Here is a 13,876-nt window from a genome sequence, read left to right on the forward strand (position 1 = left end):
CCGTTCGATGACGCGCCGGATCGTGTTGGCCGCCCGTTCACCCCGCGATGATGGACTGGCGTTCGCGGGTGCACCTCTGGATCCCGTGGAGAAGCTCCGCTAGTGTCGATGCTGAAACATCCGATTCAGCTCTTGCAGATCGTGAAACTCGAGGATCATGACCGTCCGTCAGGCCGAGTACCCCCGGCCCCACCACTTCATCCTTCATCTGAGCGACACGCACTTCATCGCCGGAGACGGGGGCCTCTACGGCTCCGACGTCGACAGTGAGGCGCAGCTCCGCCGGCTCTTCGACGAGCTCGAGGAGTCGGGCGGCCGCCCCGAGGCGATCGTCATCACCGGCGATCTGGCCGACAAGGGCGAGCCGGCGGCGTACGCCAAGCTCCGCGCCGTCGTCGAGCCCGCCGCCGCGCGACTCGGCGCCGAGGTCATCTGGGTGATGGGCAACCACGACGACCGCGGAGCGTTCCGCTCCGGTCTGCTCGACCAGCTGCCGACCACGCAGCCCGTCGACCGCGTGCACGACGTGAACGGCCTGCGGATCATCGCCCTGGACTCGACCGTCCCCGGCGCCCACTACGGCGAGATCTCCGACGCCCAGCTCGACTGGCTCGCCGAGGAGCTCTCGAGCCCCGCGCCGCACGGCACGATCCTCGCCCTGCACCACCCGCCGGTCCCGAGCGTCCTCGACCTGTCGGTGCTCGTGGAGCTCCGCGACCAGCCCGCGCTGGCCGAGGTGCTCGAGGGGTCCGACGTCCGCAGCATCATCGCCGGGCACCTGCACTACTCCTCGACCGCGACCTTCGCGGGCATCCCCGTCTCGGTGGCGTCGGCGACCTGCTACACGCAGGATCTCAACGTCCCGGTGGGCGGCACCCGCGCCCGCAACGGCGCGCAGGCCTTCAACCTCATCCACGTCTACGACGGCACCGTGCTCCACTCGGTGGTGCCGATCGGCGCGTCGACCGAGGTGTCGTACGTCTCGGCGAACGAGACGCAGCGGATCCTCGCGGAGCACGGAGTCGAGATCCGGCCCGCCACCGTGGGTCCGGTGCGGCGCGACGAGGCGCTCTACCCGCCGATCGCCGAGCCCGTCAGCGCGTAGCTCGACTCGCCTCGAGGGGACCCCGGTCCGGGGCTCCCTCGGCGAGCGAGGGGGTGGAGTCAGCTCCCCGAGCCGCGCGCGCGATCCTTCGCGAACAGGTGGCCGGCGAACGCCAGTGCCGCACCGAGTGCGAGGCCGACGCCGAGGCCGGCCCCGACTCCGATGCCCGGGAACACGAGCGCGCTCGCCAGCCCGAGCAGCAGCCCCAGAACTCCCCCGACGACGGCCCAGACCACGGTCAGTCCTCGCGCTCCCAGGGGGCCGGGATCGGGTAGTACTCCTCGAGGAACCCGATGACGGCCTTGGTGCGCGCCTCCGCCGAGATCTCGGGGAAGCTGCCGTCGTTGAGGCAGAAGAAGTCGACGCTGCGGTTCTTGAGCAGCTTCTTCATGTCCTTCAGCCCCTGGTGCATCGTCGTGTCGACGTACTTGACCGAGGCGTTCTCCTGGACCACGGCGCGCCCCGTCATCAGCGCGTAGTAGTGGTAGAGGGAGTTCGTCACCGAGACGTCGCTGGCCGAGCGGAAGCGGCTCGCCGCGGTCGCGGTGAACTCCGGCTCGAACTCGGCCTCGAGCTCGGCCATCACGGACTTGCGGAGCGGCGTCGCGGCGTGCTCGAGGTGGCGCGTGGTCATCGCGCCGAAGCGCTCGCGCAGGAGCCGGCGGTTCACGCGGGCGGCGTTCTCGAATCCGCTGCGGGCCGCGTTGCTGTCGCCCATGCCGATGCGGGTGGTCGCCTCGATGAACTTGGTGATGCCTCCCGGCGAGAAGAAGATCGACGGGTTCACGGGGCGCCCGAAGAACATGTCGTCGTTCGAGTACAGGAAGTGCTCGGCGAGGCCCGGGATGCGGTGCAGCTGGCTCTCGACCGCGTGCGAGTTGTGGGTCGGCAGCACCGACAGGTCGCGGAAGTGGTCCTCGCTGCGCACGAGCGTGACGTCGGGGTGGTCCTCGAGCCAGCGCGGGCGCGGGGAGTCGGTCACGATGAAGATCCGGCGGACCCACGGCGCGTACATGTAGACGCTGCGGAGCGCGTACTTGAGCTCGTCGATCTGGCGGAAGCGCGCGGGGGCGTCGTCGCCCTCGCCCACGACGTAGCTGGCCATGCGCGCCGCACGGGCGCGCTGGAACTCGAGGTCGGTGCCGTCGACCCACGAGAAGACCATGTCGACGTCGAACCGGATGTCGCTGACGAGCGGTTCGAACATGCCCTCGAAGGTCGGCCAGGTGCGTCCGTAGAGCTCGACGTGCGCGTCGATGGCCTCGGCGACGGGCAGGCTGTTGCGCATCAGAGCGTTCTCGGCGGGGGTGATGATCTCCTCCTCGCCGACCTTCCAGAACTCCAGGCGCACCCCGCTGCGCGCACCGTAGCGGAGCGAGCCGTTCGAGGAGACGCGCGGGCGGAAGAGCGAGAACACGGCGGCGCGCGGGTACGGCGCGATCATGCCCTCGGCGAGCAGCTGCGGAGGCGTGCCCCGCTTGTCGAGGGTCTTCACGTAGAAGGGCTCGGTCGCGAAGGCGCGGGCGAGCAGCGTGGCCAGCTCGGCCCCGAGCGAGCGGTCGATCGCGAGGAACGGCGAGCCGTCGTTGCCGCGGATGAGGCGGTAGGGGAACTCGGCCTGGTCCAGGACCTCGCCGAGGGCGGTCAGATCCTCCGTCCACGCCGCGCGCGGGGTCGTACTCGAGTTCACCAGTGAGAACAGGCCGGCATGGACCACGACGTCGTCGCGGTCGAAGTGGCGCGGACGCAGGAGGGGTGAGGGCAGAGCACGGACGGAAGGCATGATGCACATTATCCGCCGTCGGAGTTTCCCCTGTGTTACCGGCGGTTCACCTTGACAGGGAGTGCAGTCGCGCCAGGGCCTCGTCGCCCTCCCCGGACGCCTCCCGCTGCCGCCGCATCTGCTCCGCCACGACGACTCCGAGCAGGAACGCGGGCTCGCCGCGCTTCTCGGCCGCGACAGCGTAGGCGCGCACGGTCTCGCGCAGCGCGGAGGCGTCCCGCTCCTCCCCCAGCGCGTCCGCGACGCGCTCGGCGGCCGATGCCAGGGCCCGGTGCCGCTTCTTCACGGCCGAGGGCACGACGGACGACCAGGCCTGCACGAGGTAGCGGAGGCGCTTGGCGGCCTTGCGGACGTCGTGCCTGGCAGTGCCCGCCTCCTCCTCCGGCGCGCTCCGCGCCGCCTCGAGCCGCGCCAGCTCCTTCGCGACCGAGCGGTCGACGAGCTTCTTCGCGCTCGAGCCGGCGCGCCGCGTCAGCGGAGGCTCGGCGAGCAGGGCGTCGAGCGAGGCCAGCAGCGCGAGGTACCGGCCGCCGCGCAGGGTCCGCGAGACGCGGGCGAGGGCCGTGGCGTGTCTGCGCTCGCCGGCGTCGAGCAGGGCGGCGTGCGCGGCAGCGGCGCCCGGCGCCTCCCGCGCGGCCTCGTCGAGCGCGGTGCGCAGCCGATCGGCGAGCACCTCCTCGTCGCGGGCGGCGCCGAGGACGCCGGCGAGCCAGCGCAGCTCGTCGCGGATCGGATCGGTCGAGGCGCGCTCGAGCACCGACCGGGATCCGGCGAGAACGGTGCGCAGGCGTCGGGTGAGCACGCGCATCCGGTGGAGGGCGTCGTCGGTCTCGAGGCGCACGTGTGGATCGATCGCGCGGAGATCGCGCAGCAGGAGGCGGATCGCGGCGAGCGCCGCCTCCCCTCCGTCACGAGGAGCGGGGACCGTGTCGTCGATCGGGCCCCCGGTGGCCCGGGCGAGCTTGGAGGCGCTCGCGGCGGGTCGCGCGCCGGCATCGGCGAGGCGGGCCTCGATCGCGTCCAGCGCGGCCTCCCCCTCGGCGCCGTGCACGTCGACCAGCTCGACCTCCCACTCGCGCCAGCGCCGCTCCTCCCCCGAGCGCACGTCGAGGGCGATCACGAGGTCGTCGGCGATCTCGGCGAGCAGGCGCCCCTCCGCATCGACCGCGCGGGTGATGCCCCTCACCGTCTCGAGGACGGCGAGAGGCTCGAGCCGAGCGCGGGCGACGTGGGCCAGGACGGGCTCGCGCACCGCGGCGGGCACCGTGCTGGTCGCCGTCAGCGGCACGTGGATCTCGGTGCGTCCCGCCGACCCGGGGAGCTTCACGTGCCAGCCCTCGTCCGCACCGCCCGCGCGGCGGCGGAGGGTGATCCGGCCCCGCGAGAGCGCGCGGTCGGCGGTGTCGAAGTACTCGGCCCGTAGCGTCACCGGCTCCTCGCGCTCCACGGTCGAGACCGCCCCCGCCCCCGCCAGATCCGGCAGCTCCGCCGAGGCGTCGACGTCGTACTTGCGCTCGACCTCGGTCTGCACGCGCCGGGACGCGTCCTTCTTCTTCGCTGCATCGCTGGCCATGCTCCATTGTGCGCACGGCGGAGCGCTCTCCCGCACCATCCGAGCCCCGGTGTGCAGGCGCCGCCTAGGCTGGTGCGATGACTGCGCCCGTCCCTCCCGTCGCCCGCCGCATCCCGCTCGAACGCCGTCATCACGGCGATGTCGTCGTCGATCAGTACGAGTGGCTGCGGCAGAAGGAGGACCAGGAGGTCCTCGCCCACCTCGAGGCCGAGAACGCCTACACCGATGCCGTGCTCGAGCCGCTCGCGCCGCTGCGCCAGACGATCTTCGACGAGATCCGCTCGCGGACCAAGGAGACCGATCTGTCGGTGCCGGTGCGCGAGGGCGCCTGGTGGTACTTCTCGCGGTCGTACGAGGGCCGCCAGTACGCGGTGCACTGCCGCGCCCCGATCTCGAGTGCGGACGACTGGACGCCTCCGTCGATCGCCGAGGGCGGCCCGCTCGAGGGCGAGCAGGTCGTGCTCGACGGCAACGCGGAGGCGGAGGGCCACGACTTCTTCTCGCTCGGCAGCTTCGATGTCTCCAGCGACGGGCGCTACCTCCTCTTCGGCACCGACGTCGAGGGCGACGAGCGCTACACGCTGCGCATCCGCGATCTCTCGAGCGGCGAGGACCTGCCCGACGTGGTCGAGGGCACCGGGGGCGGCGCGACCTTCGGGGCCGACGCGCGCTTCGTCTTCTACCCGACGGTCGACGAGTCGTGGCGCCCCGACACCGTCTGGCGCCACGAGGTCGGCACCGACTCCTCCGCTGACTCCGTGGTCTTCTCGGAGCCTGACGAGCGCTACTGGATCGGCATCGGCCTCACCCGCAGCCGCCGCTTCCTGGTGATCGAGATCGGCAGCAAGATCACGAGCGAGTGCCTGCTGCTCGACGCCGACGACCCGACCGGCGAGTTCCGCTCCGTCTGGCCGCGTCGCGAGGGAGTGGAGTACGAGGTCGAGCACGCCGTGATCGACGGGCGCGACCGCCTCCTGATCGTGCACAACGACGGCGCGCTCGACTTCGAGGTCGTCGAGGAGCCGGCCGACCTCGACCGCAGCCCCGAGGAGCGCGCCGCCGACCGCCGCGTCGTCGTGCCGCACTCGCCCGGTCGCCGGATCGAGGGCGTCGACGCGTTCGCGCAGCACGTCGTCGTCTCGTACCGCTCCGAGGGCGCGACCCGCCTCGGGCTCCTCCGCGACGCCTCCGCCGACGCGGCGCTCGAGGAGATCGTGTTCGACGAGCCGCTGTACGACGCGGGTCTCGCCGGCAATCCGGAGTGGGAGCAGCCCGCCCTCCGCCTCGCCTACACCTCGTTCGTGACGCCCTCGACGGTGCTGGCCCTCGAGGTGGCGACCGGCGAGCGCACGGTGCTCAAGCAGCAGCCGGTGCTCGGCGACTACGACCCCGAGCGCTACGTGCAGCGGCGCGAGTGGGCGACGGCCGGCGACGGCACGCGGATCCCCCTCTCGCTGGTGTGGCGACGCGACGCGGCCGACCCCGACTCGGCTCCCGCGCCGCTCCTCCTCTACGGCTACGGGTCCTACGAGGCGAGCATCGACCCCGGCTTCTCGATCGCGCGGCTCTCGCTGCTCGACCGCGGAGTCGTCTTCGCGATCGCGCACGTGCGCGGCGGCGGCGAGATGGGCCGCTCCTGGTACGAGAACGGCAAGACGCTCACCAAGCGCAACACCTTCACCGACTTCGTCGACGCGGCCCACCACCTCGTCGAGGCGGGGTTCACGACGCCGGAGCGGCTCGTCGCCCAGGGCGGCTCGGCGGGAGGCCTGCTGATGGGCGCTGTCGCGAATCTCGCCCCGGAGTCCTTCGCCGGGATCCTCGCGCAGGTGCCGTTCGTCGACGCGCTCACCTCGATCCTCGACCCGTCGTTGCCGCTGACCGTGATCGAGTGGGACGAGTGGGGCGACCCGCTGCACGACGCGGACGTCTACGCCTACATGAAGTCGTACTCGCCCTACGAGAACGTGAAGGAGGGGGTCCGCTACCCGCGGATCCTCGCGACGACGAGCCTCAACGACACCCGGGTGCTCTACGTCGAGCCGGCGAAGTGGGTGGCGAGGCTCCGCGAGGTCGGGGCTCCCGCGCTGCTCAAGATCGAGATGACGGCCGGGCACGGCGGCGTCAGCGGGCGCTACGAGCGCTGGCGCGAGGTGGCCTTCGAGTACGCGTGGACCCTGGACGTGCTCGGCCTGTCGTGACCGAGCGGACCTGATCCGCGGGGCGCGCCGCAAGCCCCAGCCGCACGACGCCCGCGCCGCGTAGGGTCGGGGTGCCGACGAAGGGGAGAGCCGACCAATGAGCGCAGGCCTATCGATCGACCGGGCCACGGCCTGGGTGGCGCAGCAGCGGTGGTACGCGAGCAAGGGGCGCAGTCCCGTGCTCGAGGTGCGCGGCGAGTGGACGCTGCGGCGCGAGGGCGGGGACGTCGTCGTCATGCTCGTCATCGACCGTGCGGGGACGAGCCCCGTGCTGTACCAGGTGCCCGTGACCGTCCACACCGAGCCCGTCGAGGGCCTCGAGGACGCGCTGATCTCGAGCGAGGGCGGTCGCTACGTCTACGACGGCCCGCGCGACGAGTTCTTCGCCAGGGCTCTGCTCGAGATGATCGCCGACGACGGCGCCTCCGACGCCGAGGGCGCCCTCGGGCACGCCCGCGCCGACGGCCACCGCCAGCCGGGAGCGGTGATCGGCGCCTTCGCGTCCTCCCGCATCCTGAGCGGCGAGCAGTCGAACACGTCGATCATCGTGCAGACCACCGCGGAGGACGGCTCGGCCGGCACCCCCGTGATCGTGAAGGTCTTCCGGGCCCTGCACCACGGCGACAACCCGGACGTCACCGTGCAGTCGGCGCTGAACGCGGCCGGCAGCACGCTCGTGCCGCCGGTGATCGGCAACGTCACCGGCGAGTGGGACGACCGCGGCGAGGAGTCGGGCCGCGCGTTCGGCCACCTGGCCTTCGCCCAGGAGTTCCTCCCCGGCGTCGAGGACGCCTGGCGCGTGGCCCTGGAGGCCGTGGGCGCCGACTCCGACTTCACCGGCCCCGCCCGCGAGCTGGGCATCGCGACCGCCGAGGTCCACTCCGTGCTCGCCGAGGTGATGCCGACCGAGGGCGCCTCACCCGAGGTGATCGAGCGGATGATCGCCAGCATGCGCCGCCGGCTCCGGATCGCCTCCGCCGAGGTGCCTGTGATCGCCGAGGACGCGGAGGCGATCGACGCGGTGTTCCGCGCCGCCGCCACGGCGCCGTGGCCGACGCTCCAGCGCATCCACGGCGACTACCACCTCGGGCAGGTGCTGTCGGTGCCCGGTCGCGGCTGGGTGCTCCTCGACTTCGAGGGCGAGCCCCTGCGGCCGATGAACGAGCGGCGGATGCCCGACGTCGCCCTCCGCGACGTCGCGGGCATGCTCCGCTCGTTCGACTACGCCGCAGGTGCCTACGAGCAGGACTCCCCCGGCACCTCGCGAGCCGCCTGGGCGGCGGCGACGCGCGCGGCGTTCCTCGAGGGCTACACCGAGCGGGCGGGCGACGCGGTCACCGCGCACCGGGCCGTGCTCGACGCGTTCGAGCTCGACAAGGCCGTCTACGAGGCGATCTACGAGGCCCGCAACCGCCCCGGCTGGCTGTCCATCCCCGTCGCCGCGGTGCAGCGGCTCGCCGCGCACTCGTAGGGTTCAGAGATGAGCGAACGCGACACGACCCCCGAGCCCCTCGACCCGCTGAGCGACTTCTCGCTCCCGGGCGACGCCGATCTGCACGTGGAGGGCGACGCCTCCGGAGCGGACGGCACCGAGATCGACGAGCCGGGCGACGACGACGACTGACGCCCCCGCCGACGCTCCGGCACTGAGGGAACCCCGGACCGTCGAGGCAGCCCGCTCTTCCGGGAGGCCTCGACGGTCCGGGGTTCCCTCGACAGGACTCGGCCCGGAAGAGCGGTCCAGGCCCTAGAGCCAGCCCCACTTCTTGAAGAGGCGGTGCAGCACGACGCTCGAGGCGAGCATCGCGGCCAGGGCGGCCGGATAGCCCCACGCCACGTGCAGCTCGGGCATCACGTCGAAGTTCATCCCGTACACGCTCGAGATCATCGTCGGCGCGAAGAAGATGGCGGCCCACGCCGAGATGCGCTTGACCTCGTCGTTCTGCTGGTTGCCCGCCTCCGCCAGCTTCTTCATGTCCTCGTTCTGCCGCTGCGCGACGAGGGTGGCGTTCACGGCGAGGATCTCGCGGAGGGTCGTGCGGAACCCCTCCACCCGCTCGTTCACGACGGCGACGTGGTCGGCGACGTCGCGGATGTAGCGGCGCAGCTCGACGTCCGACTGGAAGACCTCGAAGTCGGTGACGAGGCGGCCGAGCATGCCCACGAGCGGCGCGACGGCCCGCTGGAAGTCGAGGACCTCCTGGCTGAGCTCGTAGATGCGACGGGAGACCGCGGGATCCCCCTCGAACACCTGCGCCTCGATCTCGTCGATGTCGTTCTCGAGTCCCGCGACGACCGGCGAGTACTGATCGACCACGGCGTCGAGGATCGCGTAGAGCACTGCGACGGGGCCGACCCGCAGGAGCGCGGGGTCGGACTCCATCCGTCGGCGCACGAGCGAGAGGTCGGGCTTCTCGGAGTGGCGGACCGTCACGACGAAGTTCGGGCCGACGAACAGGTGCAGCTCGCCGAAGTCGACCTCCTCGCGCTGGTCGGAGTAGCTGGCCGCGCGGAGGACGACGAACATGTCGCTGCCGTAGCGCTCGAGCTTGGGCCGCTGGTGGGCGCTGATCGCGTCCTCGATGGCGAGCGGGTGCATCGAGAACTCCTCCTCGAGGGAGGAGAGCTCGGCCTCGGTCGGCCGGTAGAGGCCGATCCACGCCATCGCGTCGGGCAGCTTCTGCAGCGCGGTGAGCGCCTCCGGGATGCTGCGCGGCGAGACGACGCGGCGGCCGTCCTGGTAGATCGCGTTGTCGACGGTGCTGGTGCGGGCGGGCTCCTCGGCCGGGAGGATCCGCTCGATCGGGCTCGTGTCCTCGGCGGCGGCCCGGGTGCGCGAGCCGATCCCGAGGATCGTCGAGGGGACGCGGGGCAGTCTCATCCCTGGCTCCTCTCGTCGTCGCCGACGACCCATTCTGCACCCGCGGGTGAACGGGAGGTGACGTCGTGCGCGGTGGGTGTCGGAGGTGCTCAGTAGCCTGGACGAGCACGACGGCACCCTCGCGAAAGGACGGATGTGAAGCTCCTGCACACCTCCGACTGGCACATCGGGCGCACGTTCCACGGTCACTCGAGCGTCGCGGCGCTCTCGAGCGTGCTCGATGCGCTCGTCGAGACGGTGCGGGCGGAGGCGGTCGACGCGGTCCTCCTCGCCGGCGACGTCTTCGACTCCGCCGTCCCCGCCGCCGAGCACTACACGCTCCTCACGCGCACGCTCGAGGCGATCCGCGGCGCGGGAGCCGAGGTGGTGCTCACGAGCGGCAACCACGACTCCCCCGCGCGGCTGGGCTTCCAGGCGGGGCTGCTGCGCACCTCGGGGGTGCACGTGCTCACCGATCCCGAGCGCTACACCGAGCCGGTCGTGCTGCGCGGCGCCGACGGGTTCGAGCTGGGCGTGTACGGCATCCCTTACCTCGAGCCCGCGCTGTACCGCCACCGGCATCCGGAGGAGTCGCTGCGGCGTCACGAGGAGGTCCTCGCGTTCGCGATGCGGCGGGTGCGGGCGCACGCCGAGGCGGCCGGGAGGCGCTGGGTCGTGCTCTCGCACTGCTTCGCCGTGGGGGCGCCCGCGGGGACGGTCGAGCGCGACATCACCGCGGGCGGCATCGACTACGTCTCGGTCGACCACTTCGCCGCGGCCGACTACGCGGCGCTCGGGCACATCCACGGGCGGGCGACGCTGCTGCCGAACGTCCGCTACTCGGGCGCTCCCCTGCACTACTCGTTCGGCGAGGCGTCGAAGCCCCGCGGCGGCTGGTTGGTCGAGCTCGGCTCCTCCGGCCTCGGCGAGGTCGCGTGGTCGCCGCTGCCGGTGCCCCGGCGCCTCAGCGTGATCGAGGGCCCGCTCGACCGGCTGCTGAGCGATCCCTCCCTCGCCGAGTTCGAGGGCGACTGGGTGTCGGCGGTGCTCACCGACGAGGTGCGCCCGCTCGATGCGATGGCGCGGCTGCAGTCGCGGTTCCCGGGCTGCGCGACGCTCGAGCACCGGCCGCCGCACGTTCCCGGCGAGCGGCGGGAGTACGCCGAGCGGGTGCGGGGGCGCAGCGACGTCGAGGTGGTCGACGACTTCCTCGCGCACGTGCGCGGCGGGCACGGCGCGACCGAGGTCGAGCGGGCGCTCGTGCTCGATGCCCTCGCCGCGGTCGACGCCGAGGCGATGCGGTGAGGATCCGGCGTCTCGCCTTCGCGGGCCTCGGCCCCTTCCGCTCCCCGCAGTGCATCGACTTCGACGCGCTCGAGGACGTCGGCATCTACCTCATCGCGGGCCGCACGGGGGCGGGCAAGTCCACGATCCTCGACGCGATCAGCTTCGCCCTCTACGGCTCGGTCCCGCGCTTCGACGGCACGGCGACGCGCCTCCGGAGCGATCACAGCGCCCCCGAGGACGAGACCTTCGCCGAGCTCGACTTCGAGGCGGCCGGACGGCTGTACCGGATCCGCCGCTCCCCCGAGTACGAGCGCCCCGCCAAGCGCGGCGGAGGCACCACGAGGCAGGCGGCCAAGGTCGCGCTGCTCGAGCACGTCGACGGCGAGTGGACGGGCCTGTCCTCGAGCGCGCGCGAGACCGGCGTCGACATCGGCCACATCGTCGGGCTGACGAAGGACCAGTTCCTGCAGGTGATCCTGCTCGCGCAGAACCGCTTCCACGAGTTCCTGCTCGCGAAGAACGACGACCGGCAGAGGCTGCTGCGCACCCTCTTCGCCACCGAGCGCTACGAGCAGCTGCGCAGGCGCCTGCTCGAGCAGCGGCAGCAGAGCGGAGCGGCGCTCGAGGAGGAGCGCGCGACCGTGACCGCGCTCGCCGACGAGGCCCGACGGATCGCCGGAGCAGACGAGACCGGCGCCGCCGACCTCCCCTGGTTCTCGGGTCTCGTCGCGCGGCTCGAGCCGCTGCTGGAGTCCGCGCGCGCCGAGGCGACGACGGCCGACGACGCCGATCGCGAGGCGCGCACCGCTCTCGACGCGGCGCGGATCCTCCGCCGCGCCCAGGAGCGGCGCTCCCGTGCGCTGCGCGAGGCCGAGGAGCTCGCCGTGGCCGAGCCGGCTGCGGCCGAGCACCGCGAGCGGATCGAGAGCCCGTCGTGCCGACACCGTGCTCCCGGTGCTGCGCAGCGCACGCGCGGCGCGCACGGCGGCCGACAGCGCGGCGGCGAAGCGCGAGGAGGCGGGCGAGCGGTTCCGCGCGGCCTTCGGGCTCGCGCCCGATCGCACCGCCGCGGCGGAGGCGGTCGAGGCGCTCACGGCTCGCCTCGGCGCACTCGCCGGCGTGCTGGCCGACGAGCAGCGCCTGCCCGAGGCGAGCGGCCTCGCCGAGCGGGCGCAGGAGGCCCGCGCGGCGGCGGAACGCGCCCTCGAGATCGTCGAGAGCGAGGCACGCGAGCTGCCGGCGCGGCTCGATGCGCTCGAGAGCGAGGAGACGGTCCTCACTCCCGAGGCCACGGCGGTCGCGAGCCGTGCGGAGGAGCTCGCCGCCCTCGACCGGCGGATCGCCCTGCTCGCCGAGCGGGCCGCCGCCGCGGCGACCCTCGACGCCGGGCGCGCCGCTCACGCCCGTGCCGTCCAGCGGCACGGGGAGCGCGCCGCCGAGCACGCCCGCCTCGTGGCGCAGCGCTTCGCAGGATTTGCCGGAGAGCCTCGCCGCCGCGCTGCGCGAGGACGAGCCCTGCCCGGTCTGCGGATCGACGGAGCACCCGGCGCCCGCGGGCCACGGCGATACCGCTCCGATCGGCGCGGAGGATCTCGATCGGGCACGCCTCGAGGTCGAGCGCGCCGCCTCCGCGATGGACGCCGCCCGCGCCGACGAGAACGCGGCCGCGCTCGCCTGGGCCGCGCTCGACGAGCGCGCCGGACGCGAGGGCGCGGACGAGCTCGAGAGCGCCCGCGCCGACGCTCGCGGGCGCCTGGAGACCGCGCGGGGTGCCGCCGGCCGCTGCGAGACGCTGCGCCGCGAGCGCACCGCCGTCCGGGCGCGTGCCGAGGAGCTGACCGCGCTGATCGACTCGGCGCGCGAGCAGCGCGACCGCCGCGTGAGCGAGGCGACCGTCGCCGAGGAGTCGCTGCGGAACCTCCGCGAGCGGGTCGACGCCCATCGCGACGGAGCCGCCGGCATCGCCGACCTGGTGGAGGGGCTCCGCCGGGAGCGGCGCCTCGCGGAGGCGCTGCTCGAGGCGGAGGAGCTCGCCTCGTCGCGCGCCGAGGCCCGCGAGGCGGCGGAGGCGCACCTCGCGGAGGTCCTCGACGAACGGGGCTTCCCCACTCCCGACGCCGCCGAGGCGGCCGCCCTCTCGAGCGGGGAGCGCGCCCGCGCCGAGGCCGTCGTCGCCGAGCACGAGCGCCGCCGCTCCGCGGTCGACTCCGTGCTCGCCGAACCCGAGCTGCACGAGCTGCCGACCGCGCCCGTCGACGTCTCCGCGGCCGAGGAGCAGGCGCGCCTCGCCTCCGCCCGGCGCGACGACGCCCGACGCGAGCTGTCGCTGCTCGAGGATCGAGCGAGCCGCCTCGAGGAGATCGCGCGTCGGGCCGAGTCGCGGCTCGCCGCGCTCGAGGGCCGCCTCCGCCGCTACGACGAGCTGCGCGCCCTCGCCGAGACGATCGACGGGCACGGCCAGAACTCGCGGCGGATGGACCTCGAGGCGTTCGCGCTCGCGGGACGCCTGGAGGAGATCGTCGCCGCCGCGAACCTCCGCCTCGACGCCATGACGAGCGGCCGGTACACCCTCGCTCACGACGACTCCCTCGCCTACCGCGGCGCCGCCTCCGGCCTCGGGATCGACGTGCTCGACGCGTTCACGGGCGCGCGCCGTCAGCCCGCGTCGCTGTCGGGCGGCGAGACGTTCCTCGCCTCCCTCGCGCTGGCGCTCGGCCTCGCCGACGTCGTGACCATGCAATCGGGCGGGATCTCGCTCGAGACCATGTTCATCGACGAGGGCTTCGGCTCGCTCGACGCCGAGACCCTCGAGACGGCGCTGGGCACCCTCGACGCGCTCCGCTCGGGCGGCCGGACCATCGGCCTGATCAGCCACGTCGACGCCATGCGCGAGCGCCTCCCGACGGGCCTGCGCGTCGTCGTCACCGACCGCGGCGACAGCACCATCCTGACGGCCTGAGAGACGGGCGGCGAGGGAACCCCGGACCGTCCAGGGAGCGTGCACTCGGAGGCGGCCTCGACGGTCCGGGGTTCCCTCGCGACCCTCCACGGCCCGCTGCTAGGGTCG

General features: G+C 73.2%; 11 protein-coding genes. 6 read left to right on the forward strand and 5 right to left on the reverse strand.

Going from position 1 to position 13,876, the window contains the following annotated elements; all coding sequences use genetic code 11:
- The first annotated feature begins 157 nt into the window (after window positions 1-157).
- On the forward strand, window positions 158-1,105 hold the full coding sequence (locus GSU68_RS10920; protein ID WP_159908236.1) for a phosphodiesterase: 948 nt from the start codon (window positions 158-160) through the stop codon (window positions 1,103-1,105).
- A gap of 59 nt (window positions 1,106-1,164) precedes the next feature.
- Here the strand turns inward: GSU68_RS10920 and GSU68_RS10925 are convergent, their stop codons facing one another.
- Genes GSU68_RS10925 through GSU68_RS10935 form a run of 3 tightly spaced genes read right to left on the reverse strand, consistent with a single transcriptional unit; the run spans window position 1,165 to window position 4,461 of the window.
- Window positions 1,165-1,341 carry a hypothetical protein gene (locus GSU68_RS10925; RefSeq protein ID WP_159908238.1) on the reverse strand — a complete coding sequence of 59 codons (177 nt, stop codon included), beginning with the start codon at window positions 1,339-1,341 and terminating at the stop codon, window positions 1,165-1,167.
- 2 nt (window positions 1,342-1,343) lie between these two features.
- Window positions 1,344-2,888 carry a stealth conserved region 3 domain-containing protein gene (locus GSU68_RS10930; protein WP_244259245.1) on the reverse strand — a complete coding sequence of 515 codons (1,545 nt, stop codon included), beginning with the start codon at window positions 2,886-2,888 and terminating at the stop codon, window positions 1,344-1,346.
- 46 nt (window positions 2,889-2,934) lie between these two features.
- Entirely contained in the window at window positions 2,935-4,461 is a 1,527-nt protein-coding gene (locus GSU68_RS10935) for a CYTH and CHAD domain-containing protein (protein ID WP_159908242.1), read from the reverse strand.
- 77 nt (window positions 4,462-4,538) lie between these two features.
- On the opposite strand from GSU68_RS10935, the gene GSU68_RS10940 reads away from it, so the two are divergent.
- From GSU68_RS10940 to GSU68_RS10950, 3 genes are all read left to right on the forward strand, one after another.
- A complete protein-coding gene (locus GSU68_RS10940) occupies window positions 4,539-6,662 on the forward strand; it encodes a S9 family peptidase (RefSeq protein WP_159908244.1) in 2,124 nt (707 codons plus the stop codon).
- A gap of 97 nt (window positions 6,663-6,759) precedes the next feature.
- Window positions 6,760-8,133 carry a phosphotransferase gene (locus GSU68_RS10945; protein ID WP_159908246.1) on the forward strand — a complete coding sequence of 458 codons (1,374 nt, stop codon included), beginning with the start codon at window positions 6,760-6,762 and terminating at the stop codon, window positions 8,131-8,133.
- A 9-nt stretch (window positions 8,134-8,142) separates the two neighbouring features.
- Window positions 8,143-8,286, forward strand: coding sequence for a hypothetical protein (locus GSU68_RS10950; RefSeq protein WP_159908248.1), 144 nt, complete (start codon window positions 8,143-8,145; stop codon window positions 8,284-8,286).
- Window positions 8,287-8,409: 123 nt separating this feature from the next.
- On the opposite strand, the gene GSU68_RS10955 is transcribed toward GSU68_RS10950, so the two are convergent.
- The gene (locus GSU68_RS10955; RefSeq protein ID WP_159908250.1) at window positions 8,410-9,543 is read right to left on the reverse strand and encodes a magnesium and cobalt transport protein CorA; all 1,134 of its coding nucleotides are present in this window, start codon (window positions 9,541-9,543) and stop codon (window positions 8,410-8,412) included.
- Window positions 9,544-9,678: 135 nt separating this feature from the next.
- Here GSU68_RS10955 and GSU68_RS10960 point away from each other — a divergent pair, with 135 nt between their 5' ends.
- The gene (locus GSU68_RS10960) at window positions 9,679-10,827 is read left to right on the forward strand and encodes an exonuclease SbcCD subunit D (protein WP_159908252.1); all 1,149 of its coding nucleotides are present in this window, start codon (window positions 9,679-9,681) and stop codon (window positions 10,825-10,827) included.
- Window positions 10,828-11,029: 202 nt separating this feature from the next.
- On the opposite strand, the gene GSU68_RS19640 is transcribed toward GSU68_RS10960, so the two are convergent.
- Entirely contained in the window at window positions 11,030-11,239 is a 210-nt protein-coding gene (locus tag GSU68_RS19640; protein ID WP_167305268.1) for a hypothetical protein, read from the reverse strand.
- Between the two features lie 1,044 nt (window positions 11,240-12,283).
- Here GSU68_RS19640 and GSU68_RS10970 point away from each other — a divergent pair.
- Complete coding sequence (locus tag GSU68_RS10970; RefSeq protein WP_244259246.1) at window positions 12,284-13,768, forward strand: SMC family ATPase; 1,485 nt, start codon at window positions 12,284-12,286, stop codon at window positions 13,766-13,768.
- Window positions 13,769-13,876 lie beyond the last annotated feature (108 nt).

It is taken from the genome of Rathayibacter sp. VKM Ac-2759, from assembly GCF_009834225.1.
GTDB lineage: Bacteria > Actinomycetota > Actinomycetes > Actinomycetales > Microbacteriaceae > Rathayibacter.